The 24490-nt window shown below is 71.2% G+C and carries 17 protein-coding genes; 9 read left to right on the top strand and 8 right to left on the bottom strand.

Annotation, left to right across the window (positions count from 1 at the left end; genetic code table 11):
- Positions 1 to 53 precede the first annotated feature (53 nt).
- Both LQ222_RS07215 and LQ222_RS07210 read left to right on the top strand, forming a co-directional pair.
- Complete coding sequence (locus tag LQ222_RS07215; RefSeq protein WP_230165443.1) at positions 54 to 248, top strand: hypothetical protein; 195 nt, start codon at positions 54 to 56, stop codon at positions 246 to 248.
- Positions 245 to 1630 carry an amidase gene (locus LQ222_RS07210; protein ID WP_230165442.1) on the top strand — a complete coding sequence of 462 codons (1386 nt, stop codon included), beginning with the start codon at positions 245 to 247 and terminating at the stop codon, positions 1628 to 1630. Before LQ222_RS07215 ends, LQ222_RS07210 begins: the two co-directional genes overlap by 4 nt.
- Here the strand turns inward: LQ222_RS07210 and LQ222_RS07205 are convergent, their stop codons facing one another.
- Positions 1631 to 2413, bottom strand: a complete 783-nt coding sequence (locus LQ222_RS07205) for an RMD1 family protein (protein WP_230165441.1) — start codon at positions 2411 to 2413, stop codon at positions 1631 to 1633.
- A 193-nt stretch (positions 2414 to 2606) separates the two neighbouring features.
- Between LQ222_RS07205 and LQ222_RS07200 the strand changes: the two genes are divergently transcribed.
- On the top strand, positions 2607 to 5060 hold the full coding sequence (locus LQ222_RS07200; RefSeq protein WP_230165440.1) for a recombinase: 2454 nt from the start codon (positions 2607 to 2609) through the stop codon (positions 5058 to 5060).
- Between the two features lie 199 nt (positions 5061 to 5259).
- Positions 5260 to 5859, top strand: coding sequence for a HupE/UreJ family protein (locus LQ222_RS07195; RefSeq protein WP_230165439.1), 600 nt, complete (start codon positions 5260 to 5262; stop codon positions 5857 to 5859).
- 249 nt (positions 5860 to 6108) lie between these two features.
- Here LQ222_RS07195 and LQ222_RS07190 read toward each other — a convergent pair whose 3' ends face one another.
- The gene (locus LQ222_RS07190; protein WP_230165438.1) at positions 6109 to 7314 is read right to left on the bottom strand and encodes an MFS transporter; all 1206 of its coding nucleotides are present in this window, start codon (positions 7312 to 7314) and stop codon (positions 6109 to 6111) included.
- 95 nt (positions 7315 to 7409) lie between these two features.
- Between LQ222_RS07190 and LQ222_RS07185 the strand changes: the two genes are divergently transcribed.
- From LQ222_RS07185 to LQ222_RS07175, 3 genes are all read left to right on the top strand, one after another.
- A complete protein-coding gene (locus tag LQ222_RS07185) occupies positions 7410 to 7868 on the top strand; it encodes a MaoC family dehydratase (RefSeq protein ID WP_230165437.1) in 459 nt (152 codons plus the stop codon).
- 143 nt (positions 7869 to 8011) lie between these two features.
- On the top strand, positions 8012 to 8722 hold the full coding sequence (locus tag LQ222_RS07180; RefSeq protein WP_230165436.1) for a metal-dependent hydrolase: 711 nt from the start codon (positions 8012 to 8014) through the stop codon (positions 8720 to 8722).
- Complete coding sequence (locus tag LQ222_RS07175; protein WP_230165435.1) at positions 8719 to 9510, top strand: enoyl-CoA hydratase/isomerase family protein; 792 nt, start codon at positions 8719 to 8721, stop codon at positions 9508 to 9510. Before LQ222_RS07180 ends, LQ222_RS07175 begins: the two co-directional genes overlap by 4 nt.
- Before the next feature lie 65 nt (positions 9511 to 9575).
- Here the strand turns inward: LQ222_RS07175 and LQ222_RS07170 are convergent, their stop codons facing one another.
- Both LQ222_RS07170 and LQ222_RS07165 read right to left on the bottom strand, forming a co-directional pair.
- On the bottom strand, positions 9576 to 11663 hold the full coding sequence (locus LQ222_RS07170; protein ID WP_230165433.1) for a tetratricopeptide repeat protein: 2088 nt from the start codon (positions 11661 to 11663) through the stop codon (positions 9576 to 9578).
- Positions 11664 to 12101: 438 nt separating this feature from the next.
- The gene (locus tag LQ222_RS07165) at positions 12102 to 14072 is read right to left on the bottom strand and encodes a DUF6212 domain-containing protein (protein ID WP_230165431.1); all 1971 of its coding nucleotides are present in this window, start codon (positions 14070 to 14072) and stop codon (positions 12102 to 12104) included.
- A 155-nt stretch (positions 14073 to 14227) separates the two neighbouring features.
- Here LQ222_RS07165 and LQ222_RS07160 point away from each other — a divergent pair, with 155 nt between their 5' ends.
- Positions 14228 to 16747, top strand: a complete 2520-nt coding sequence (locus tag LQ222_RS07160; protein ID WP_308071571.1) for a glycosyltransferase — start codon at positions 14228 to 14230, stop codon at positions 16745 to 16747.
- 43 nt (positions 16748 to 16790) lie between these two features.
- The gene (locus LQ222_RS07155; RefSeq protein ID WP_230165429.1) at positions 16791 to 17936 is read left to right on the top strand and encodes a DUF563 domain-containing protein; all 1146 of its coding nucleotides are present in this window, start codon (positions 16791 to 16793) and stop codon (positions 17934 to 17936) included.
- Between the two features lie 997 nt (positions 17937 to 18933).
- On the opposite strand, the gene LQ222_RS07150 is transcribed toward LQ222_RS07155, so the two are convergent.
- From LQ222_RS07150 to LQ222_RS07135, 4 genes are all read right to left on the bottom strand, one after another.
- The gene (locus LQ222_RS07150) at positions 18934 to 20151 is read right to left on the bottom strand and encodes a glycosyltransferase (RefSeq protein ID WP_230165428.1); all 1218 of its coding nucleotides are present in this window, start codon (positions 20149 to 20151) and stop codon (positions 18934 to 18936) included.
- A 7-nt stretch (positions 20152 to 20158) separates the two neighbouring features.
- Entirely contained in the window at positions 20159 to 21619 is a 1461-nt protein-coding gene (locus tag LQ222_RS07145; RefSeq protein WP_230165427.1) for a hypothetical protein, read from the bottom strand.
- 362 nt (positions 21620 to 21981) lie between these two features.
- Positions 21982 to 22962: a tripartite tricarboxylate transporter substrate binding protein gene (locus tag LQ222_RS07140; protein WP_230165426.1), complete on the bottom strand. Its 981-nt coding sequence runs from the start codon at positions 22960 to 22962 to the stop codon at positions 21982 to 21984.
- A gap of 29 nt (positions 22963 to 22991) precedes the next feature.
- The gene (locus tag LQ222_RS07135) at positions 22992 to 24488 is read right to left on the bottom strand and encodes a tripartite tricarboxylate transporter permease (RefSeq protein ID WP_230165425.1); all 1497 of its coding nucleotides are present in this window, start codon (positions 24486 to 24488) and stop codon (positions 22992 to 22994) included.
- Positions 24489 to 24490: the final 2 nt, after the last annotated feature.

The following is a 24490-nucleotide window of genomic DNA, read 5'->3' as shown; positions in this document are numbered from 1 at the left end:
CCCGCGCGCGGGGGCGTCCATACTGCGGGCTCCCCGTGCAGGAGCCCGCCGCCATGCCCGACCCGATGGACAAGCCGCAATTCGACGCGCTGATGGCGCGCCACGGCATCCCGCTGACCGCGGCCGAGCGCGAGGGCATCCGCGCCGTCTCCGGCCACATCCTGGCCATGGCCGCGCGCGTGCGCACCCCGCGCGAGGCCGGCGCCGAGATGGCCGTGACCTTCGCGCCGCGGGCGGCCACGCCATGATCCCGACCATCGCCGAGGCCGCGCGGCAGATCGCGGCGAGGCAGCTCTCGCCGGTCGAGTTCATGAAGGACCGCCTCGCGCGCGCGCAGGCGCTGAACCCGCAGATCCACGCCTTCATCCGCTTCACGCCCGACGTCGCGCTGGCGCAGGCCAAGGCCGCCGAGGCACGGCAGATGGCCGGTGCGCTGCGCGGTCCCCTCGATGGCATCCCGATCGCGCACAAGGACATCTACGAGACCGCCGGCATCCCCACCACGGCGCATTCGCGCGTGCTGGAACACCACGTGCCCGCGCAGGATGCCGCCGCGGTGCGCGCCTGGGCGGATGCCGGGGCGGTGTCGCTCGGCAAGCTCGCGACGCACGAATTCGCCTGGGGCGGGCCGTCCTTCGACCTGCCGTGGCCGCCGGCGCGCAACCCCTGGGATACGGCGCGCTTCACCTCGGGCTCGTCGTCCGGCACCGGGGCGGCGGTGGCCGCCGGCGTGATCCTGGGCGGCACGGGCTCGGATACCGGCGGGTCGATCCGCGGCCCGGCCGCGCTGTGCGGCACGGCCGGCATCAAGCCGACCTATGGGCTGTGCTCGCGCACCGGCGTGCTGCCGCTGTCGCACAGCCTGGACACGGTCGGGCCGCTGGCCTGGACGGTCGAGGATTGCGCCATCCTGCTCGATGCCCTGACCGGCCATGACCCGGCCGACCCATCCAGCGCGAAGCGGCCGAAGCCCGACCTGCTGTCGGGGCTGAATGGCGGCGTGAAGGGGCTGCGGATCGGCGTGATCCGGCATTTCCACGAAGCCGATTTCCCGGTCAGCGCGGGTGTCGCCGCCGGCATCGCCGATGTGGCGCGGGTGCTGGAAGCGCAGGGCGCCACCGTCAGCACCGTGACGCTGCCGCCGCTGCAGGATTTCAACGCCGCCGGCTGGCTGATCCTGGCCGCCGATGCCTTCGCCGTGCACGAGCCCTGGCTTCGCACGCGGTTCCGCGACTATGGCGAATACCTGCGCGAGCGCCTGGCGCTGGCCGGCACCATCACCGCCGCCGACTACCTGCAGGCGCAACGCCGCCGGCGGGAATTGTGCGATGCCGTGGCGACGGCGATGGAAGGCTGCGACCTGCTGCTGACCGCGGCGCAGCCGTCCGAGGCGCCGCTCATCACCGTGCCCGGCAAGTGGACGTCCTTCGAGGTCGCCAACTTCACCATCCCCTTCAACCTGACCGGCCAGCCGGCGCTGACGGTCTGCGCCGGCTTCGGCGAACACGGCCTGCCGGTCGGCGCGCAGCTGGTCGGCCGGCCCTTCGAGGATGCGACGGTGCTGCGCGCCGGCCATGCCTACGAGAGCGCCACGACATGGCGGTCGCGCCGGCCCGCCATGGCGGGGTGATCAGCGCAGGAAGATCGGCTTCACCGCGTATTCCCACAGGGTGAAGACCACCTCGATCGCCACCAGGATCACCACGGCCGCCTCCAGCCCCAGGGCACGGCGGCCGTGGATCAGCGACAGCACGCCCTCGGTGGTGTCGCCGATCAGCGACAGCTTCCGGTCCAGCGCGGCCGAGCGTTCCTTCAATTCATACTCGTCCGCCAGGCGCGCATGCAGGCGCTCCAGCGTGGGGTGGTCCCACAGCAGTTCGGGCTTGTCCTCGGCCTCGACGCGCGCGGTGGTGCGGCTGCGCGCGGCCAGCGCATGGCCGATCTGCCGGTGCAGCGCGCGCGAGGAGGCGGCCAGCCGCCCCTCGGTCTTAAGCGTGGTCACCACCGGCTCCAGCCGGTCCAGCGCGGCCGCCAGCAGCGCCTCCTGGTGCGCCAGCGCCGCCGACTTGGCCAGCGCATCCGCCACCACCGCCAGCCGCGGCACGGACAGGTCGCGCAGGCGGATCACGCCGTCGGCGTCGATGCCATCCTGCTCGGCGCCGGCCTCGATCGTCGCCTTTTCCTCGATCGGGGCGGGCAGCGGCGCCGTCAGGCGCGGCTTGAGCATGTCGATCACCGCGGCCTCCTGCGCGGCGGTGGCGCCGAAGAAGACCACCGCGCCCCAGCGGAAGGCGAAGGCGGTGAAGCCCTCGGGCGTGGCAAGCGGGACCGGGTCGGCGAGCGGCGCGCCCTCGCGCGGCAGGCCGCGATGATCGAGGCGTTCGCCGAGCAGCAGCGCGCGGGCCTGGGTCATGGTCAGGCCCGCCAGCGGCATGCGTCCGGCGCCCCGGGTGTGCCGCTGATGGGCGAAACGGTGGGCGGGACGGCGGTCATGCGGGGCCTCGGCGGGCGTGGGGGGCGGCCCGGATTGCCGGGCATGCGCTGCCCATGAGGCAGCGTCGCCAAGATGTAGTGCAGGATCGGCCTTCGGATGTCCATATAATGGGGTGCCCCGGCCGATCCGCCGGCTGGTGGCCGAGGAGATGATGGACGGTTTCGCCCCCGCGCCGGCACCGCCGCCGGCGCCCGCCACGCTCGCGCCCCCGCCGGGCGGCGCCTTCGGCATCGCGCCGGTGCCGGCACGCGGTTTCGATCCCGGCATGGGCCTGGCGGTCGCGCGGCGCACCGTGCTGCGCGCCGAGGACCAGGAGGATTTCGGCCGTGTCGCCGCGCGCGTCGCCGCCGGCAACATGGGCCTGCTGGGGCGCGCCCTGACCGCCGCCGACCTGGCCGAGCAGGCGCAGCTTCGCAATGCCATCGCCGCCGGCGCGCTGGTCACCTCGGGGCGGCACCTGCAGCACGGCGACACCAGCCAGCCGCGGCGCAACATGGAGGTCTTCACCAACTGCGCCACCGCCGGCGCGTCGTTCACCAAGTTCTACCTGCTGCTGAACGGCGCCGGGGTGGGGCGCGCCTATGACGATGCGTTGTGCCCGGTGGATTGGGCGCAGGCGCCGGACGTGCTGCTGTATCTCGCGCCCACCCACCCCGACTGGCCGCAGGGGCGCGCCGCGCTGCACCGCTTCGGCGTCGAATTCGGCCTGCTGCGCTGGGGCATGGGCCCCGACGCCTTCGGCGACATCGAGGAAGCCGACGTGCGCGGCTTCCTGGCGCGCGAATTGGTGCACGACCTGGCGCGCGTGCCGGCGGATGCGGTGCGCCACCGCATCGCCGACACGCGCGAGGGCTGGGCGCGCGCGGTCGAGATCCTGGAAGGGATGGCCCACCAGGGCGCACGCGGGCGCACGCTGCTGCTCGACCTGTCGGAGATCCGCCCGCTCGGCCAGCCGATCCAGGGGATGCAGGGGCGGCCTGCCTCCGGCCCGCTTGCGTTGCTGCGCGCCTTCATCATGCTGCGCCGCGACGTCATCGAGGCGGCGCGCGACAGCCAGGCGATGCACCCCTGGGAACAGGCGTTGCGCGCCGACCACATCCTGTCCACCGAGGTGCAGGTCGGCGGCGCCCGCCGTGCCGCCCGCATGGCGACGAAATCCTGGCGCGACCCCGGCGCGCTGCGCTTCGTGCGGCTGAAGGCGGAGGGCGGGCTCTGGACCGCGAACCACTCGCTGATGGTCGATGCGGAATTCTGGGACCGCGCCGCGCGCACGGATGACGAACCGCTGACCCGCCATGCGCGCGCGCTGTTCGATGCCGCCACGGCCTGTGCCTACGTGAATGGCGAACCGGGCTTCATCAACGGCGACCGGCTGGAGGATGCGCGCACCGGCTTCGCGCGGCAGAAGCCCGCCACGGCCGAGGCCGGTTCGTCGCGCTATCGCGTGCAGGACGGCGCGCCCTTGCTGGCCGATGTGGCGCGCCGCGCCGCCACCGCGCATTTCCCGGTGACCACCAACCCCTGCGGCGAGGTCGTGCTGCACGTCACCGGCGGCTATTGCGTGATCGCGGACTTCGCACCGCTGCTGGCCTGCCCGGTGGCGCTCGACACGCTGGCGCCCGGCGCCGTGCCGCCGGATGTCGCGCGCGACTGGGATGCGCGGGTGGAAGCCGCGATCCGCCTCGGCGTGCGCCTCCTGATCCGGGTGAACCGGATGGATGCGCTCTATGCCGCCGAGGTCGCGCGCACCAACCGCATCGGCATCGGCCCGACCGGGCTGCATGAATGGGCCTGGGCGCGCTTCGGCCTGGCCTTCCGCGACCTGCTCGACGACGCGCGCGCGCAACCCTTCTGGGACGCGCTGGCGCATCTGTCGGATGCCGCGAAGCAGGAGGCGACGTCCTATGCCGCGGCGCTCGGCATGGCCGCGCCCGCGACGGTCACCACCATCAAGCCGGCCGGCACCACCAGCAAACTGTTCGGCCTGACCGAGGGCGCGCACCTGCCGGCGCGGCGGCAATACCTGCGCTGGGTGCAGTTCCGCGGCGGGCCGGACGGCCAGGGCGGCTGGCTGCCCGGCGGCGATCCGCTGATCGCGGACTATGCCGCGCGCGGCTATCCGGTGCGTGCGCTGGAGACCTTCCCGGGTGTCTCGATCGTCGGCTTCCCGACGCTGCCGCTGATCCAGCGCCTGGGCATCGGCGATCGCCTGGTCACCGCACCGGAAGCCACGCCCGCCGAACAGTATCGCTGGCTGATGCTGCTGGAACGCCACTGGATCGGCACGCAGCGCGGCAACCAGGTCTCCTACACGCTGAAGATCGCGACCGATCGCGTCGGGCTGGAGGAGTTCCGCGCCATCCTGCGTGCCCACCAGCCGCATCTGCGCTGCTGCGCCGTGCTGCCGTCGCGGCCCGACCGCGACCTCGGCTACGAATACCTGCCCGAGGAGGAGGTCGATGCCGACCGCTTCCGCGCCATCGCGGCCGCCATCGACGATCCCGGCGTGGCCGAGGCGGTCGACCTCGCGCGGCTGCAATGCGAGGCTGGGGTCTGCCCGATCTGAAGCCGATTGCCGATCGGATGTTCCCCGCCGGTCGGCAGCCGCTTCAGCGCCGCCAGGGCCGGCCGCACCATGGCGAAGGCGACAGGCCGGCGCAGCGGTTCCTGCGCGCGCATCGCCCGCCTGCGGCGCGCCGGCGCGCGGCGAACCGGCTCTTGCCGCACCGCCCGCGCGGGGGGACGATGCGGCAAAGGAGACCGCCATGCCCTATCGCCTCGCCCTGGTCCTTGCCCTCGCGCCGCTGCCCGCGCTCGCGCACCACCCGATGGGCGGGGAGGTGCCCTCCACGCTGTGGCAGGGCTTCGCCTCGGGCATCGGGCATCCGGTGATCGGGCTGGACCACCTGGCCTTCCTGCTCGCGGCGGGGGTGCTGGCGGCCACGCTCGGCGCGCGTCGCGGCTCGCTGGCGGTGCTGGCCTTCGTGCTGGGCGGCCTGGGCGGCAGCCTGGCGCATGTCGCCGGCATCGGCTTCGGCCCGGTCGAGGCGCTGGTGGGGCTGAGCGTCGTCGCGGTGGGCCTGGCGCTGCTGTGGCGCGGCGTGCCGGCGGCGCTGGTGCCGGCCGGCTTCGCGCTGGCCGGCCTGGCGCATGGCCATGCCTTCGCGGAGGCGATCATCGGTGCCGAGCAGGGCCCGCTGGTGGCCTACCTGCTGGCGCTGGCGCTGACGCAGGCGGCGATCGGGCTCGGCGCGATGCTGGTGGCGCGGCGGATCGGCGCCGATGCGCCGCGGCTGCGCCTGCCGGTCGGCGCGGTCGCGACCGTCGCCGGGCTGGTCTTCCTGGCCGGCGCGCTGGCGGCCTGAAGGACCGTTTGGGAATGCGTCGCTCGGCAGCCTCGCGCCAGGCCGTGCGCCCGGCGCGCCGGAGGGGGACGCCCGCGACCGCGTCGGGCGGCGCGACGATGCGCCCTCGCGGGCGTGGAACAGCGCGCACCCCTCGCGCGGCTGCACGCAGGAGGCGCTGGTGAGCACCGGCGGCGCCGGCCCGTTCATGGGCTTCGCGATCGACTGAGGCGGGCGGTCGAGAGCCTCGGCCGCCCGCGTCACGCCACATCACGCGGCCCGGCCGAACCACCGCACGGCGGCGAAGCCCGCCAGCACGACCAGCGCGACCTGGCCGAAGGCGAGCCCCCAGGCCAGCGCGCCGGTGCCGCCGGCGGCATCCAGCACCACGCCGGTGAGCAACGGCCCGGCGAAGCCGCCGGCATACCCGGCCATGGAATGCAGCCCCATGGTGGCGCCGCGGATCGCCGGGTCGGCGGCCTGCACCGTGCCCGCGGTCAGCGCCGAACTGTCGAGGTAGATCGCCGCGTTCCAGGCGAGGACGAAGCCCACCACGACCAGCGGCGACGATCCCATCGCGAAGCCCGTGACGGCCGCGAAGCCGGCGCCGCCCAGCATGGCGACCGCCACGACGCGCCCGCGGCCGAGCCGCACCGATGCCTCGTTGCCCCATAGCGACACCGCGATGCCGAGCAGCCCGGCCAGGGTGAACAGCATGGTCGGCCCTGGCAGCCAGGCCGGCGGCGCGTGGATGGCGAAGGACGCGGCCAGGAAGGCGACGGCCCAGGCGCGCAGCACCGCCATCTCCAGCGTGTGCACGCAATAGCCGGCGATCCAGGCCATGGCGCGGCGATTCGCCAGCACGGGGCGGAAATCCAGCAGCCGGCCGCCGCCGGCGCGCGGCGGGGGCGGCGTGTCGGGCAGGATCAGCAGCGCGATGGCGAAGGCGCCGGCGGCCAGCACGCCGCCCAGCAGGAAGGCCGCAGCCGGTCCCGCCAGCGCGGCGGCGGCGCCCGCCAACGCAAAGGACATCGCGCCCGCAACGCCCACCCCCGCCGCATGCCAGCCCACCGCGCGCGACTGCGCGGCGCCGGACAAGGGATCGGCGATCGCCTTCAACCCCGGCATATAGGCGCCGGCCCAGCCGATGCCGGCGAGGGCGCGGAAGGCCAGCGCGCTCCAGAACCCGTCGGCCAGCAACCCGAAGCCCAGATGCGCGAGCGCCGTCGCCCCCGTGCCCACCAGGTAGATGCGCCGCGCCGGCACGCGGTCGGTCAGCGCCAGCAGCACCGGCACCGCCGGCACATAGGCGGCGAAGAAAATGCCGATCAGCCAGCCTGCCTCGGTCCCGCTCAGCGACCAGGCGTCGATGTAGCCCGGCAGCAGCGCGGGCAGCGTGAAGGCGCCGATCTGCGTCAGCACCTGCGCGGTGACCATGGCGGCGATGAAGCGTGGCGTGCCGGGGGCAAGGGCCATGCGCGACGCTACGGCGCCCGCGCGCGGGCCGGAAGCGGGGTTGATCCCCGCCGCGCCGCGCCCGACACTCCGCCCGCACATGCAGGAGGAAACGGATGCGCGTGGTGGAGACGCCCGAGGCGCTGAAGGCGCTGGCCGGCCAGGAACTCGGCGTCGGCGAGTGGCTGGAGGTGACGCAGGAGATGATCGACCGCTTCGCCGATGTCACCGGCGACCACCAGTGGATCCATGTGGATGTGGAGCGCGCGCGCACGCAGATGCCCGGCGGCAAGACCATCGCGCATGGCTACCTGCTGCTGTCGCTGCTGCCGAAGCTCGGGGCGGGGGTCTACAAGGTGGCCTGGCCGTCGCGCACGCTGAACTACGGGTCGGACAAGGTGCGCATCGTGAACCCGGTGCAGGCCGGCGACCGCGTGCGGCTGCGCCAGGCGCTGGTCAATGTCGAGGACGGCGCCAGTGGCACCCACCGCATCGTGGTGCGCCAGACCATGGAGATCGAGGGCAAGGAGAAGCCGGCCCTGGTCGCCGACACCATTCGCATGACCTTCCCCTGAGAGCCTTCCTCGGGAACGCGCCTGTCGGCGCATCCTGAAGTCCGGCACCGGCCCGCTCCCCCGCCCGGCCACCCACGTCAGTATCCTCGAAAGGCTGGCCGGGCGGCGGAGCGGGCCTTCCCAAGCAGACGGAACCCCACGCGATGAAGATCACCTGGTTCGGCCATTCCGCCTTCCGGCTGGAATTCGGCACCTCGGTCGTGATGATCGACCCCTTCCTGACCGGCAACCCGTCCTTCGGCGGCGATGCCGAGGCCGCCAGCGCGGGCGCCACGCACGTGCTGCTGACGCACGGCCATGGCGACCACATCGGCGACACGGTGGCGATCTGCAAGCGCACCGGCGCCAAGCTGGTCACCAACTTCGACCTGGCGATGTATCTGGCGCGGCAGGGGCTCACGGCGCTCGACCCGATGAACACCGGCGGCACCACGGACCAGGGGGACTTCACCGTCTCGCTCACCCCGGCGCTGCATTCCTCGGGCGAACTCGATGCCAATGGCGTCTCGCATGCGCTGGGGCTGCCCAACGGCATCGTGGTCAGCCCGAAGGACAAGGCGGAGCCCGTGGTCTATCACCTGGGCGATACCGACCTGTTCTCCGACATGGCGCTGATCGACGAGATGTATCGCCCCTCGGTCGCCATGGTGTGCTGCGGGGACCGCTTCACCATGGGCCCGCGCGGCGCGGCGATGGCGGTGAAGCGCTTCCTGCCGTCGGTGCGTGTCGCGATCCCGTGCCACTACGCGACCTTCGGGATGCTGCTGCCCGATGCCACCGGCTTCGTGCGGGAGATGGAAGGCGCCAATGCCCGCGTGCTGGTGCCCGAGATCGGCAAGGCCTTCACGGCATGACCGCGCTGCCCGGGATCGAGGACCTGACCGTCCTGCGCGTCGATGTCGCCGAGGGCGTCGCGACCGTCACCATCGACCGCGCGCCGGTGAACGCGCAGAACGGCGTCTTCCGCGAGGAGATCGTGCGCGTCTTCGACGTGCTGCACGGCAGCGATGCGGTGCGCGCCATCGTGCTGACCGGCGCGGGCAAGACCTTCTCGGCCGGCGCGGACCTCAAGGACCGTCCGGATGCGTCGCGCCCCGGTGCCTTCCCGCGCCATTCCCGCGCGGTGCGCGCCGGCTTCGACTGCGTGATGGAATGCTCCAAGCCGGTGATCGCGGCGGTGAATGGTGCCGCGATCGGTGCCGGCTGCGTGCTGGCGCTGGTCTGCGACATCATCCTGGTGGCCGATGATGCCTTCATGTCGATGACCGAGGTCGATGTCGGCCTGGCCGGCGGCGTGGCGCATGTGCTGCGCCATTTCGGCCAGTCCGATGCGCGGATGTTCCTGCTGACCGCGCGGCGGCTGTCGGGCACCGAGCTGGTCCGCATGAACGTGGCCTCCGGCTGCTTCCCGAAGGCCGATCTGCTGCCCGCGGCGCAGGCCATGGCGCGCGAGATCGCGGGCAAGGTGCCGCTGGCGGTCGAGGCGGCGAAGCGTGCCTTCACGCTGAACGAATACATGCCGCTGCGCGAAGGCTACGTCTACGAGCAGACGCAGACCGCGCTGCTGGCCAAGACCGAGGACACGCAGGAGGCGCTGGCGGCCTTCGCGCAGAAGCGCAAGCCGGTGTTCAAGGGGCGCTGAGGGCGTGTTGCGGAAGCTGCCGTTCGGCGCGTCCCCGAAGGGTCGCTGAGCGCCGGCGCCGGGCGTCAGAACCGGCGCAGCGCCGCGGCCTCCGCCGGGTCGCGCGCCATGACGCGGTGCGCCGCCGGCGCCCGCGCCAGGCACAGGCGCCGCACGATCGCGGGCGCCTCGGCGATCGCCGACGCGGTGGCGCGCGCGAGCAGCCCGGGGCCGGACAGCAGCCACGGATGCTCCTCGTCACCCCGGGCGAGCGCAGTCACCACCAGGCTCGCGGCCCGCACGACAACGGCCTGCCCGGCCACCGCGCCCAGCAGCGTGGTGTCGGGGGCACCCCAGGCGCCGAGCGTCGCGAAGAACCCGGCACCCGCGCCCTCGGTGGTGCCGAGCGGCGCCAGCGCGCGCGCGCCTGGCGGCACCGACCAGCCGCCGACCGCGGCGAGCCAGCACAGCCGGGCCAGGTCGGCGCGCACCACGCCGGGCGCCGCGCGGCGCCAGGCCTGCCGACCTAGGGCGCCGAACTGCGCCTCGACCAGCGCGGCGCCGCCGATCAGGTCCAGCTCGACCCGTTCAAGCCCGGGATTGGCGGCCTGCCAGGTATCGGCCGCGGCTTCGCAGGGCGCCGGGCCGCGCGGGCGCAGCCACAGCAGGCGCGCCGGGATGGCGTCGGGCCCTGGCGGCGGCGACGCATCGAGCGCGCCCGACTGGCGCAGCGCGATCAGCAGGGCCAGTGCCGCTGCCGTCGAATCGGGTTGCTCGCGGACCAGCATCAGCAGCGGCAGGATCCGCGCCGCCGGCGGCAGGGGCAGGATGTCGCGCAACGCGGCGCTCCCGACACGGTCGAGCCTGAACTCCAGTGCGATCTGGCCGGTCTCGGTCTGGCTCGGATTGCGGGATCGGCCCTGGCTGGCGCGCAGCGGCGCTTCCGCGCGCGCCTGCCGCGCCAGCCAGGCGCGCGCACCGTCGTGGTCCATGCGCATCGCGGCGATGCGGGCCAGCCCGTCCAGCGCGCCGCTGTCCTCGGGCAGCAGGCCCAGCAGCGCCCCATGCGCGGCCTCGGCGGCGGCCGCGTTGTAGTCGGATTCGGCCGACAGCGCCGACAGGCGATGCAGCGTGGCCTGCTGCGCCGGCGTGGCGGGCGCGGCGGCATCCAGTGCGACGGCGCGCTCGGCCGGGGTGCCGAATTGCAGTTCCAGCCGGCACCAGGCTTCCCATCGCCCGAAGCGGCCAGGGTCTTCGGCGACAAGGCTCCCGCGCAGCAGGTCGCGTGCGGCGTCCGGGCGGGCCTGCGCGCGCAGCACCGCGGCGCACGCGCCGAGCAGGTCGACGTGCCGCCCGAAGCGCGCCTCGGCGGCATCGAGGGTCGCGGCGGCCTCGGCCACCTGGTGCAGGCGCAGCTGGCACTGCACCAGGCCCGTGACGGCGCTCATCGAGGCCGGATCCGTCGCGATGGCGTGCCGGAAACTCTCGGCTGCCGCCTCAGGGGTATCGGTCGCGAGCAGCAGGTAGCCGCGCAGCACCGCGATGCCGCGCGCCTGCGGGTCGCGCGCCTGCGCCTCGTCGAGCAGGCGCTGCGCCGCGGCGTGGTCCTGGGCCGCCAGCGCCGCCTGCGTCAGCGCCAGCAGCGGCGCGGCGTTCCCCGGGTCGTGGTCGGCGGCGCTGCGCAGGGCGGCGCCTTCGGTGCGCCGGTCGCCCGCCGCCGCGGCGGCCTGCGCCAGGGCCATCCAGGCCGGTGCGAAGCCGGGGTCACGTTCGGTCGCGCTGCGGGCGGCCTCGATCGCACGGGCGAGGTTGCCGGCCAGGCGGGCCTGCTGGGAGATCGCGACCAGCGCCCGCAGAGGGTCGCGCAGATGCGGCGCCGCGGTCTCGAAATGCGCCAGTGCCGCGGCATGCTGCCCCTTGGCCGCCTTGGCCCAGCCGGCTTCCATATGCGCGGAGTGATTGGTGGGCGCGGCTTCCAGGATGGCCGTCACCGCCGCGATCGCGGCATCGATCCGGCCGGACTGCGTCAGCGTGCCGGTGTGTTCGAGTTGCGGCTGGAGCCGGCCGGGCGCCATCGCCATGGCCTGTTCGAACAACCCGAGGGCATCGTCGAAACGGCGTTCGCGCCGCGCGTCGCGCGCTGCGGCCATGATGTCATCGAGGGACTGGCTCATGTCCGGGCCGCCGTGTTTTTCATCGACCGTCCGCGGAGGCGCTCCCGGACGCGCATGGAGGCGCGCCGCCGACGATCGTTCCCGCCCCGAGGCGCCGTCCAGGATACCGGTGCGGGTTGCCGGATGGCGGTGCGGGCCGGCATACGCGAACGGTCTCGCAGGCCTGCGGCGTCCGGTGATGCGTCAGGCTGCGCCACGGCCGGTGCGGGCCGGGCGGGGCGTCGGGTCGCCGCAGCCTGGCGCGATCTGCGGCGCCGCCGCGGTGGGGACGGGCACAGGGGCGTCTCCTCGATACGTTCGGCACTGCCCTGCGGTGGCGCAGGCAAGCTGCGCGAACCCGGTGCGAAAACGTTACGGAACGCGGCAGCGAGGGTCAAATGCGCCGTGCGGCACATCGCGGGCTGTGGTGCGGCGCATCCAAGGTCGCGGCGGTGCGGCTCAACCACCCGCCATCGGATCCGCGGCCAACCGCTCCGCCAGCCGGGCCGCCGCCGAGGCGCAGGCACCGGCCTCGTCGGCCTCCAGCACCTCCTGCACGATGCGCGGCATGCTGCCGGCCAGCGCCGCGACCAGCGTGCCATCGCGGCCCGGCGCCACCAGGTCCAGGCCGATCACCGCGCCATCCGTCACGACCAGCACGAACTTGTCGCCATAGGCGTCGCTCTCGGTGCCCGGCCAGGTTTCGAAGGCGCGCGGCCAGGATGGCGCGCGGCGGAATTCCAGGATGACGTTCGGGCCCGCGATGCCGAACTTGAACTTCAATTCGCGCCAGCGCTCGCCGCGGAAGGCAAGGCCGCGCAGGCGCAGGTCGAGCAGCTCCCACCCGCTGCCGCTCTGGCGCGCATCGAGCACCACCTCGGCGAAGCCCGCGACGCGCTCCATGTCCTGGGCGGGCGCGGTCAGCAGCCCGGCACCGCCGCCGCCCGGCGCCTCGGCAGGCGCGCGCGGCTGGGCAGGCAGAGAGGTCTCGCGCGGGTAGGCGCCTTCGAAGGCGCGCAGCGGCGGGGCGGTGATCACCCGGGCCACCGGCGCGGCGGCGGGCGGCAGCGCGGATGGCGCGGCAGCGCCCGGCAGACGCGGGAAGATGACCGGCGGCAGCAGGGTCAGCGTGGCCGCACCGGTGCCGCGAAACTCCAGTGCGAGCACGGGCGCGCCCTGCGGGACATGCAGCGCGATCGGGCGGGCCTCGCCAGGCACCAGCACGCGCCATCCGGTCGCCGCATCGGCGCCCTCCAGCACCAGCCGCGCCTCGAGCGCCGCGCCTTCCAGCGCGATGTCGCAGCGCACCGCGGCGCCATCTGCCGGCAGCGCGCCCAGGGCGATGCGCGTGGCGCCCCAGGCCTCGGGCAGGTCGATCCGCAATGCGTGATCGCCCGCCGGGCCAAGGCTGCCGGGCCCGTCCAGCCGGGCCTCCGCCAGCGCCTGGCACGGCGCGAGGCGCGGAATGCCCGGCGGCGCATCGTCCTGCCAGGCCGCCCAGTCGATATGCAGCGGCTGCACCAGCCGCGCGCCGGGCGGCAGCGTCGCGACGATGAGCGCAGGCTCGCCGGGCAGCGAAACCGCCCGCGACAACGGCACCACGCCGGGCGCCCCGGTCGCGGCTTCGCGCGCGGCCAGTCGCAGCAGCAGGGTCTCGGGCCGGCCGGGCAGGGGTTCGGGCGTCTCGAGCTGCAGCCAGCCCTCCGCCAGGGCCCCGGCCGGCACCCGCCAGGCGGCCAGGATCCGGCCGGATTCGGCGCCGATCACCTGGACCGCCAGGTCCGCCGTCGCGCCGCCGGCCAGGTGGAGCGACAGGCTCGCGATGCCGGCGGTCCTGAGCCCAGGCTCGACCAGCAGCGGGCTGTCGCCGGAGGCGAGCGGCAGCGCGGGCCCCTGCGTATCAGGCAGGGCTTCGAGGCGGTGCTCCGGCGTGGGCGGCGGGTGGCCGCCCAGCGTGGTCAGCAACGCCGCGACCGCGCCGCGCAGGTCCTCGGCCTCGGCCCGCAGGGCCGCGACCTGCTGTTCCAGCGCGCAGACCTGGCGCGCGGCGTGGTCCGCGGTGCCCAGCACGGCCGCCAGCAGCCCCGGCAGGGCGGCCAGCCCACTTTCGGCCACCACCACCAGCGGGGCGGGCATGCCATGGCGCGGCCACCATTCGACCAGGGTCGCCATGCCGCGCGGGGTTGGCGTGACCAGGCCGATCACCGTGGCCGGGGCATGGTCGATCGTCACCAGCGCCTCGTCGGCGGCCGGGCGGCCCAGCCGCAGCGTGATGCCATCGGCGCTGAATTCGGCACGGCACAGCCGGGCCCCGACATCGTGCAGCGCCACGCCGTCGGGCAGCCTGCTGTCGGCGATGATCAGCGGCCGGCCGTCGAACAGCGCAGCGAGCTCGTGCCGCGGCGCCCGCAGCTCGGGCAGGGCGATCACGGCGCTGCCACGGCGCTGCGCCGCCGCGCTGCGGTTGCATGAAGCGCGTTCAACACACGTGCTAACCACATGCTATTGTTTGCCACAGCAATTGTTGCCACTTCTGCCCCCACTGCCGATGCTGCGCCGGGTTTGCGCAAGCCGGAGACGCCGGAATGGACGGAACTCGTTTCGCCGACACGATGGACTGTGATATTGCCGTTATTGTTCCGCTTTTTCGGCAGCCCGCGCTGTTTTCGGAGGCAATCGCGTCGGTCCTGGGCCAAATATCGCCTCCGATACTTCGCATCGTCATCGTGCTCGATGGCTGTGTTTATCGGCAGTCGCTGGAAGTCGCAACGGCCTGGGCGCGGGCCAACCCATCGCGCATCGTCATCCTGCCGCAGGCGAATGGCGGCGTGGCGGCCGCGCGCAACGCCGGGACGCGCTTCGCGCTCGAAGCCTGGCCGGACTGCCGCGCGCTGTTCTTCCTGGACGCCGACAACCGCATCGGGCCGCACATGCTGCGCCGCGCCTGGGACGCGCTGGCGGACGCACCGCCCGAGGTCGGCTGGGTCTATCCGGATTTCGACCTGTTCGGCATCGCCGGCGCCTGGTCGACCGCCGGGCGGCACCACCTGCTCCAGCACCTCAGCGAAAATGTCTGCGACGCCGCGGTGCTGGTGCGCCGCGATGTCTGCGCGGCCGGCATCGCCTTCGACGAGACGCTGAAGGCCGGCTTCGAGGATTGGGACTTCTTCCTGCGCGCCGCCGGCGCCGGCTTCCGCGGCGCCCACCTGCCGCAGGCCGGCTTCCAGTACCGCCGCCGGCCCGAGAGCATGCTGCGCGACGCGCGGCGCGACGGCGCCGCCCTGTTCGCCGCGTTGCAGGCGCGCCATCCGGCCCTGTATGCGCCACGCCGCGTGCTGGAACTCGAAGCCGCCGAGGCTCCGCGCTTCGCGGTCTTCACCGCGCAGGGCGCGCTGGCCTGCCTGGATCCGGTGGCGATGGACGCGCCGGGGCCGCCGCAACCGCTGCTGGACCGCCTGGCCGCGGCACGCCGCGCGCCGGGGCGCGAACACGCGCCGGCACTGTGCGTCTTCGCCGCGCAGGGCGCGATCGAGGCGCTGCGCGATGCCGGACTGCTGCGCGCGACCCTCGCGCATGCCGAACGCCTGACCGAGGCGGCGCCGCTGTGCAGCGTGACGCTCTATCCCGCCGCGGACGGGCGCCTGGGGCTCGAGCCCGAGATCGGGCCGGCGATCGACGCGGCGCAACTGATCGTCGCGCGCAGCGCCGCCCTGCCGGCGCGCGTGAACGACGCACCGCTGGCGGCGATGGCGATGCGCGGCCTGGCGGCATCGATCCCGGCGGCGGTGCCGCCACCCGGCGGCGCGCTGGCGATCGGCGAGGCGATCGCGGCCGGCTTCGCGCAGGCCCTGGCCGGCCAGCCGCCATCGCGCATCTGGCGCCCCGATGGGCGGGTGGGGCGCGACCAGGCGGCCCGGCGCGTCGCGCGGTCGGCGCTGCGCGCCTGGCCGCTGCTGCCCCTGGAGCCCGACCCGGTGCGGCGCGACATCGCCTTCGTCACGCCGGTCTTCGACCTGGGCGGGGTGGAGCGCGTGCTGGCCTGCCTGGCGACCGAATTGCGCGCGCTGGGCTGCCGGACCCACCTGGTGGTGACCGGGGCGGAGCGCATTGCCCGCCCGCCCGCCGGCGCCTTCGACGGGGTGGTGCTGCTGCCCGCCTTCGACAGCGAACGCCATGGCGGCGGGCGCAACGCCTATGCCGGCGCCGCGACGTCGCTGCTGGCGGAGGATTCCGAGGAAGCCGACGCGCTGATGGGCCTGCTGGCGCCGATGCAGGCGGTGGTGACGACGCATGCCTTCGCCGGCCACGCGCTGGCCGGGCGGCTGCGGCGGATGGGCGTGCGCACCGCCTGCGCGCTGCACCTGGCCGAGCGCGGGCGCTTCGGCGAGCCGATCGGCAACCCGCACAGCGCGCTGGCCTATGAACATGCCTATGACCTGTTCATCGCGCATTCGCGCCGGCTCGCGACCTGGTGCGCGGCGGCGGGCGTGCCGGCCGAGAAGGTCGTGACGCTGGAGAACGCGCCGGGCTACCCGGGCGATGCCGAACGGATCGCGGCGGCGCGCGCGGCGCGGCAGGCGCGCGCGCCGGGGCCGCTGCGCGCGCTGTTCCTGGGGCGGCTGGACCGGCAGAAGGGGCCGGACCGGCTGCCGGCGATCATGGCGGCGACCGGGGCGGCGGTGGAATGGCGGGTGGTGGGGCGCGCGGTGCTGGACGAACCGCCGGTGCTGCCGGTGCCGGTGGAACCGCCGGTGAGCACGCCGGCGGCGCTGGATGCGCTGTATGCCTGGGCGGATGTGCTGGTGATGCCCTCGCGCTTCGAAGGGGTGCCGCTGACGGTGCTGGAGGCGCAGCGGATGGGGTGCATCCCGGTGGTGACGGATGTGGGCGGGGTGCGGGAGGCGGTGGAGGATGGGGTGGATGGGGTGGTGGTGCGGGATGGGGGGGATGGGGAGGTGCAACGGGCAGTCGTGTGCGAATTGCTGAGGCTCAGGCAGGAAGATACGTTGGACCTTGCGGAAGGCTGCATCTTGCGCGCGAATGCGCGCTCTTGGATGTTCGAGGCTAAGCGCCTGCTAACATCATTGACGCCATCGCTGGGGTAGTCGGCGATTGTGGTAGTGATTTTGAAAGAACACGAGGATTCAGATGAACGAGTTATTCGTTTCTATTCTCGGAGATGTTAATATTCCGACTTATGAGTGCGACATTACAATTTTAAAAAATAAAGAAAAAAAGAATATCCCATCTGTTTTAACTGGATTTCTAGAGCCGGCGGGGCTGATCCCAGCGTATGCGATGCTTCAACTAAAGCCAAGAATAGCTGATATTGCCCCGGTTGGTATGGCGTTGCTAAGAGATTGTTACGTACTTCCGTCCGGAGTGATCTTGACTGGTGATAGAAAGGTCATTGTCGAGTCAATTTATCCTATGAGCGTAACTGAATTCAGTGATCGAATTCACGTGCCCGATCAAGAAGCAATTAGCGACATCAAAGAACAGAGACGAGATAAAATTGTTGAGTTGGATCAGGCGATTCATTGTCGTGAGATTGGAGAGGGTGGCTATTATCATTGGCTGACCGCTGTAATGCCGAGAATGAATTTGGCGCGAACTATAATTCCGGATGCTTCGATACCGTATTTGGTTGAGGCGTGGAAGGAGTTTGCGGCTGATTGGTTGGCGTTTGCATTTCCGGATTTTCGTGTGCAGCGCTCGGCCGGACGAGCCCTTTTTGTTAGGCGGCTACACTATCCCCTGCCAGCGCAAATTGGATCATCGCACTTTACAAGAAACAAGTATTTGATTGAAATATTTAGAGAAAATGTGCTTGCTAAGCTGCGTAGACATGCAGAGACCGACTCGCAAGTGATCAAGCGCGCGTATATCTCACGAAACGATGCGCCAATGAGAAAAATAGCAAATGAAAATTATGTTATGAATTTGCTAGAAAAGTTAGATTTCCAGAATATTCGCCTGGACGGAATGTCAGTACCTCAACAAATTAGACTATTTTGTGACGCAGAAATTATAATTGGTCCGCATGGGGCGGGTCTATCCAATATAATTTTTTCAGACAAGAAATCCTCTTTGATTGAAATACTGGGCGTGCAGCGAGTTTGGCCCACCCACCGTGTTTTGACGTCTTTCTCTGGTGCCTTTTACGCGCCTTATGTTGCAAGCTATTACGATGCTGGCCAGACGCCCGAGCGGGGGATCGGCAATGAAGATATCAAAATAGACGCTGATTGCCTCGCGCAGTTTGTGAGTGCGGTTTTGGGGCGCGAACCGTGAAGGCTCTAGTAGTGCTGTTCGGCATGAACCGTTGCGCAGCAAAAACTCAGAGATCTATAGAGGAAAATTTGATGGCACCATTGAGGAGTGTCGTAAGTTCGCACAAAATAATATACTGTCTTCATGCTCCGACGAGCGTAAAAAATCCTAGGACTGGGGAGTTGGTGAACGATAACCAAATTTATTCGGACTTGCCAACGGAGGCAGACGCGTTAATAACCTGCCGCGATTTCGGGGGGCAAATCGAAAAGAAGCTTACGTGCGCCCAAAAATTTTCTGATATATTCGACAATAATTGGTATTCAACGCGCGCATTGTTAAATCAACTTCAGACAATAGAGACAGCTTGGCGTCTATATCCTCTATTTTGTGGAGATGAATTCGATTTCTTTGTATTTGCGCGGCCAGATTTATTGTATTTAGATCAGTTTCCGTTTGCGGATTTGGCTCCGGCTCTCCTGGGGGACGCAAACGTAGTGGCGCTGCCGGTTTGGCATAGTTACGGCGGATTCAACGATCGTTTTGCGGTAGCGAGCCGCTTAGGTGCCCAAGCCTATGCAACGCGGGGAAGCATTCTCGAGGAAAGTTGCCGAATACGCGGTGGGCTGCATTCAGAGTCACTGCTCCGTCATGCGCTAACAAGATCAAACACGAAAGTGCTTGGCCTTCCAGTCCGTGCAAGTCGTGTTAGGTTAACTGGGCGAGTTGAAGATGAAGATTTTAGCCGAGCGGTCATTAGTCTCCCGCAGGTGGGTAGCACTTAGCTGTCCCGGCGCGCGCTTGGCTTTCGGATTGGAACAAGGCTATTCGACGCGAAGTCCGACTTATAAAAATTGCATATCGTTGAGCCAAAACCGATGCGCCTAGCGACAACAGATGCCGCTTAGATGTCTCCATCTAATGAAATTATGCAATGATGCGGTCCCTTCATTGCAGTTCGTTCGAAACCAATTTTGTATAAAAATTTCCAAAATATTCATAATCGAAAAAGAGGCCTCTATCGTTCGAGCGTCGAACCTAGCCGCTCTAAAAATGCTTTCTGCCCCAAACTGTCCCCGATCGTCCCAACAACTCTCTCAAACACCTCCACCCCCGCCGCCACCCTCAACACCCGCGCCAAATCCTGCACCGACCCTCGCTTGAAATGCAGCCCATCCACTCCCGGCCGCACCTTCTCCGCCATCCCCCCGATGTCCGAGACCACCAGCGGCGTCCCCGCCCGCTTCGCCTCCTGGATCACCACCGGCGAATTCTCCCACCAGATCGACGGCACCACCACCCAGCCCACCGTCTGCATCAGGTCCAGCACCTCCGCCTGGTCGTAGCGCCCGAAGAACGACACCGCCGCCCCCGCCTGGTCCAGCGCGCCGGCCACCTCTGGGAACATGCGTATCACATCCTCCCGTTCGCAGCCGAACACCGCCAATGACAAGCCCGGCATCGCCGCCAGCGCCAGCGCGAAGCCCCGCACCAGCACGTCCAGCCCCTTGAACGGCGTGGGCTGCCCGAAGAAGGCGAAGCTGCCCGCCAGCGATGCATCCGCCGCCACCCGCCGCGGGAAGGCCGCCAGCGCGTCGCCCAGGTAGTTCTCCAGCACCACCTCGTGCGGGCCCACCAGCCCCCAGTCGCGAAAGCGCCCCCGCACGAAGTCGGACGGATACACCACCGCGTCGAAGCGCCGCAGCACCGCCAGGAAGGCCGCCCGGCGAAGCGCGAAATGCCGCGCGGTGCGTTCGGGGAAGCAGCCGGCGCATTGCGTGGGGGCGAAGGCGCGGCACAGCTCGCGCCCGCGCGTGCGGATCATCTGCCCGTGATGCGCGCAGATCGCCAGCATCTCGTGCAGCGTCACCACGAAGCGCGCATCCGGGCGCGCCTCCATCAGCTCCGTCACCAGGTCGATGCCCACCCGCCACAGGTGGTGGAAATGGAACACGCCGACCGGCTGCGCCGCCAGGAAGCGCACCAGCGCGCGGCGGTCCGCGATGTCGGACCACCACAGCCGGTCCTCGCTCATGCCGCCGATCGCGAACAGGTATTCGTCGGCGGCGTGGCGCAGGATGAACTCGCTGCCCGCCCCGGTTTCCGCCGCCGTCACCAGCGCGGCCGGGCGCCCGGCCCCGCGCAGCGTGGCGAATTCGCGATACGCCGCGGTCTCGCCGCCGCCCTTCGAGAAATCGGGATGCGCGTGCGCGACGATGCAGACCGCCTCGGTCATGGCGCGGTCAGGCCGGAGCATGGGCGGCGGTGGCGACGAAACCCGGCGCGGCATCGCGCCAGAAGCCGGCCAGGTGGTCGCCCAGCAATTGCCCGAAGGCGCCCTCCGCCCGCCCGAAGCGCAAGGCCTCCGCGCCGCCGTCGAGCAACTGCGCCAGCCGCGCCAGCGTCTCCGCCCCGTCCATGGTGCCGGCCACCGCCGCCAGGCGCAGCAGCGCCGGCAGCGCGGCCCCGTCGATCCGCCGGTCGAACAGCGCGTCCACGCTGCCGGCGACCAGGGCATCGCCCAGCGCCAGCGTGTCGATCGGCACCAGCGCGGCGCGGGCATAGGTGCCGCGCCGCGCCGCCGCGGCCAGGTCCAGGCTGGTGCGCGCGGGAACGCGCCCGCGCTGGAGGAAGATGTCCGCCACCGCCTCGGCCGCCGGGCGCGGGCCGACCACCAGGATCTCGGCGGCATGGCGTTCGATCTGTGCCGCCGCCAGCAGCACCAGCCGGGCGGCGAAGGGGTCGTCGATGGCATGCAGCACCGCGACCACCGGGGTGTCGGCCGCCAGGGCCCGCGGCGCCGGGCAGGCCAGTGGCGCCAGGCCGTCCTGGCGGTCCTCGAGCACGGCGCGAAGCCAGCCGAAGCTGTGCATGGTGTCGCCGGCCGCAGCCGCGCCGGCCAGCTGGCGCAGCGTGGTCAGGAAGGCGGGCGCGGGCAGGGCGCGCGGGCGGGTGCGGAACCACGACCCGCCGCCGGGCTGGCGCAGCTCGACCACCAGCTTGGGCACTGTCATGGGCAGGGCGACCTCGGGCGGCAGCCGGCCATACAGCGCGAGCAGGCTCTCGCCGCGCAGCGCGGCGGGGCCTTGCAGGCGGTGCAGCCGGATGCTGCCGCCCTCGCCGGGCAGCACCGCCACCGCGCGCAGCTCGGTGCCCTCGGGCATCGGGCCGGGCAGCGTCACGGCCACGGCGCATTCGCCCGAGGGCGCGGCGATGGCGTCGATGCGGCGCAGCCCGTGCTGGTCATCGGCGCCATGCGGCACCAGCGGCACGGTGTCCAGCCAGCGGCCGAAGCAGCCCGCGCGCAGCAGCCAGTCGAGCCCCGGCGCGTCGGCCGCCGCTTCCAGCAGGTCGAACACGATGCGCCAATGCGACTGGCCGAGCATGTCGGCGACCGAGGGGCCGAGATTCGCCTCGGGCAGCGGCTGGGCGCAGGTCTCGCGGCCCGACTGCACCACCAGATCGAGCGCGGTTGCCGCCCGCGCTTCGTCCAGCGCGGCGATCAGCAGGAAGCCCTTCGCCACCAGCGCATTGCGCGCGGCGCCCTGAATGTCGGGCCGTTCGTGCAACGAGGCCAGCCGCGTCGCGAGCGTGGCGCCGCCGCATGCCACTGCCAGGTCGGGGGCGGGGCGCGCCTGCGGCCAGGTCAGCCAGCCCTGCACGAAAAGGTTGGATCCGACACGCTGCAGGCAGTCCAGCGCCAAGTGAACGCCGTTCCCGAGACTCGCCTGCATCGTTGCGCTCACCACTCCGGCCGGATGCATGATCCTTCCCTCCTCGATAGCGGAAGAAGGCACGGTAATCACGCGCGACGCGAAAATTTAGCAATCGCCGTGCCATGCCGCAGGCCGGTCCGCCCTGCGCCCTGCGCCCTGCGCCCTGCGCCCTGCGCCCCGCGCCGCGGGACGCTGCCATTCATTGCCTCTGCCGATCGGATATGCCGATCCGATGCCGTGCTGCCCGACAGCCGCCTGCGCCCGCCGCGGCGCGCCACACCGACCCTGGGTCGCTGCGCGGCCGCGGGCGGGTTTCGCGCGCCAGCGGTCCCCTTCGCCCGGGCGCTGCGCTACCCGCGCACCAGGCCCGCCGCGCGCATGGCCGCACCCAGCGTCGCATCGGTGCGCTCCATGTGCTGCGCGAAGCCGGCCGCATCGCCCCACACCATCCCGAAGCCGCGGGCGTTCATGAAGTCCTTGAACTCCTGCCCGTTCCAGATCTTCTGCAGCGCGGCCGTGAGCTGCTGCGCGATCGGCGCCGGCAGGTTCAGCGGCGCCGCGATGCCGCGCCAGGCGCCGACGCTGTAGTTGATGCCGAGCGTTTCGTTCAGCGTCGGCACCTGGGCGAATTGCGGGTTGCGCGCGGGCGCCATGATCGCCAGCGAGCGCGCGCGCCCGGCCTCGATGATGGCGCGCGCCTCGGGCACCGAGCAGGTCACGATGTCCACGCCGCCGGCCGCGAGGTCCTGCATCGCCGGCGCCGCGCCGTTCGACGGCACCCAGCGCACATGGTCGGCGGCAAGGCCCATCGCGCCCAGCCAGCCGGCCAGCGCTAGGTGCCAGATGCCGCCCTGGCCGGTGCCCGAAGCCTTGAACTGCCCCGGCCGCGACGCCTTGATCGCATCCGCCAGCGCCTTGATGTCGCGATAGGGCGAACTGGCATTCACCTGCACGCCCGGCGGGTCCTCGTTCATCAGCGCAAGCGGCGTGTAGGAGGTGCGCTTGAGCTCGGTCAGGCCCTGCCAGTGCATCATGCAGATCTCGACCGTGATCATGCCGATCGTGTAGCCATCGGCCGCCGCGCTCGCGATCGCGGAATGGCCCACCACGCCCGACCCGCCGGTGCGGTTCACCACGTTGAAGGGCTGGCCCAGCTCCTTCTCGAGCAGCGAGGCGACGATGCGCGCGGTCGCGTCGGTGCCGCCGCCGGCACCCCAGGGCACCACCACCTGCACCGGGCGCGCCGGATAGCGCGGCTGTGCCAGCGCGGGGCGGGCGACCGTGGCAAGCGCACCGGCGGCGAGCGCGCCGCGGCGGGTGATGATCGGCATGGTTGTTTCCTCCTGGTGGTTGATCGACGCTATATTGCGGCCTGCGCCCGGCGCAAGCGCCGCAGCACCCACACGCCGGCGGGCCACAGCAGCGCGGTGATGGTCAGCGCCGCCAGGCCCGAGGCGACCGGCCGCTCGAAGAACGGCAGCACCTCGCCATCCGACTTGATGAGGGAACTGACCAGGTTCTGCTCGACCATGGTGCCCATGACGATGCCGAGCACCATGGCCGCCACCGGGTAGCCGTTGCGCTCCATCACGAAGCCGATGACCCCGAAGGCCGCGACGATCACCACGGCGAACAGGTTGTTGCCGATCGCGAAGGCGCCCACGGCGCACAGCAGCAGGATCACCGGCATGGCCGCCGACCGCGGCGCGCGCAGGATGTTCTTCGACAGCCGGATCATCGCGATGCCCAGCGGGATCATCAGCACGTTGGCGACGAGGAAGACGATGTACAGCGCGTACATGCTGCTCGCCTTCTCGGTGAACAGCGTCGGGCCCGGGTTCAGGCCCTTCATGTAGAGCACGCCGATGGCGATCGCGGTGATGGTGTCGCCCGGAATGCCGAACAGCAGCGCCGGCACCCAGCCGCCGGCCAGCGCCGAATTGTTCGCCGCACCCGATTCGACCAGCCCCTCGGGATGGCCGGTGCCGAATTTCTCGCGTTCCTGGGAAAAGCGCTTCGACGTCGCATAGGCGACCCAGGCCGCCATGTCCGCCCCCGCGCCCGGCAGCGCGCCGATCAGGATGCCGATCAGGTTCCCGCGCCACATCTGCTTCTGGTAGCGCTTCGTGAGCGCCCATTGCCCGCCCAGGATCGACCCCAGCCGGCGGTTCGGGATGGGCGGCGGCGGCGCGCTGGCCACCGCGCGCATCACCTCCGACACGGCAAACACGCCGATCAGCGCGGGCAGCGCCTCGATCCCGCCCAGCAGGTCGGTGCTGCCGAAGGTGAAGCGCGGCACGCCGCCCGGATTCTCGATGCCGACGCAGGCGACCAGCAGCCCGAGCAGCGCCGCCGCGATCGCCTTGATCGGCGACGATCGCGCCACCAGCGTCGCGCACATCAGCCCGAGCAGCGACAGCCAGAAATATTCGTAGGTCGAGAAGGACAGCGCGACCTCGGCCAGCGCGGGTGCCAGGATCATCAGCGCGACGGTGCCGACGATGCCGCCGATGGCGCTGAACCACAGCGACGCGCCGAGGGCGAGTTCCGCCTGCCCCTTGCGCGTCAGCGCATAGGCTTCGTCGGTATAGGCGGCCGAGGCCGGCGTGCCCGGGATGCGCATCAGGCAGCCGGGGATGTCGCCGGCGAAGATCGCCATGGCCGAGGATGTGATGATGGTCGCCACCGCCGCGATCGGCGACAGGTAGAAGGTGATGGGCACCAGCAGCGCGATGGCCATGGTGGCGGTCAGGCCGGGCAGGGCGCCGATCACCATGCCATAGACCGCGGAGGCGAGGATGGCGACGGCGACCTCGAAGGTCGCCACCATCAGGAGGCCGTCGAGCAGCGCGGTCATCG

The organism is Roseomonas sp. CECT 9278 (genome assembly GCF_918698155.1).
GTDB lineage: Bacteria > Pseudomonadota > Alphaproteobacteria > Acetobacterales > Acetobacteraceae > Neoroseomonas.
The sequence above is the reverse complement of the archived record's forward strand: the minus strand, read 5'-3'. Positions and strand labels throughout refer to the sequence as shown.

What these genes read in the sequence shown, in the direction of transcription:
- LQ222_RS07215 (WP_230165443.1), top strand. Translation starts at nt 54, where the DNA reads ATGCCCGACCCGATGGACAAGCCGCAATTCGACGCGCTGATGGCGCGC.
- LQ222_RS07210 (WP_230165442.1), top strand. Translation starts at nt 245, where the DNA reads ATGATCCCGACCATCGCCGAGGCCGCGCGGCAGATCGCGGCGAGGCAG.
- LQ222_RS07205 (WP_230165441.1), bottom strand. Translation starts at nt 2,413, where the DNA reads ATGACCCAGGCCCGCGCGCTGCTGCTCGGCGAACGCCTCGATCATCGC.
- LQ222_RS07195 (WP_230165439.1), top strand. Translation starts at nt 5,260, where the DNA reads ATGCCCTATCGCCTCGCCCTGGTCCTTGCCCTCGCGCCGCTGCCCGCG.
- LQ222_RS07190 (WP_230165438.1), bottom strand. Translation starts at nt 7,314, where the DNA reads ATGGCCCTTGCCCCCGGCACGCCACGCTTCATCGCCGCCATGGTCACC.
- LQ222_RS07185 (WP_230165437.1), top strand. Translation starts at nt 7,410, where the DNA reads ATGCGCGTGGTGGAGACGCCCGAGGCGCTGAAGGCGCTGGCCGGCCAG.
- LQ222_RS07180 (WP_230165436.1), top strand. Translation starts at nt 8,012, where the DNA reads ATGAAGATCACCTGGTTCGGCCATTCCGCCTTCCGGCTGGAATTCGGC.
- LQ222_RS07175 (WP_230165435.1), top strand. Translation starts at nt 8,719, where the DNA reads ATGACCGCGCTGCCCGGGATCGAGGACCTGACCGTCCTGCGCGTCGAT.
- LQ222_RS07170 (WP_230165433.1), bottom strand. Translation starts at nt 11,663, where the DNA reads ATGAGCCAGTCCCTCGATGACATCATGGCCGCAGCGCGCGACGCGCGG.
- LQ222_RS07160 (WP_308071571.1), top strand. Translation starts at nt 14,228, where the DNA reads ATGGACGGAACTCGTTTCGCCGACACGATGGACTGTGATATTGCCGTT.
- LQ222_RS07155 (WP_230165429.1), top strand. Translation starts at nt 16,791, where the DNA reads ATGAACGAGTTATTCGTTTCTATTCTCGGAGATGTTAATATTCCGACT.
- LQ222_RS07150 (WP_230165428.1), bottom strand. Translation starts at nt 20,151, where the DNA reads ATGACCGAGGCGGTCTGCATCGTCGCGCACGCGCATCCCGATTTCTCG.
- LQ222_RS07140 (WP_230165426.1), bottom strand. Translation starts at nt 22,962, where the DNA reads ATGCCGATCATCACCCGCCGCGGCGCGCTCGCCGCCGGTGCGCTTGCC.
- LQ222_RS07135 (WP_230165425.1), bottom strand. Translation starts at nt 24,488, where the DNA reads ATGACCGCGCTGCTCGACGGCCTCCTGATGGTGGCGACCTTCGAGGTC.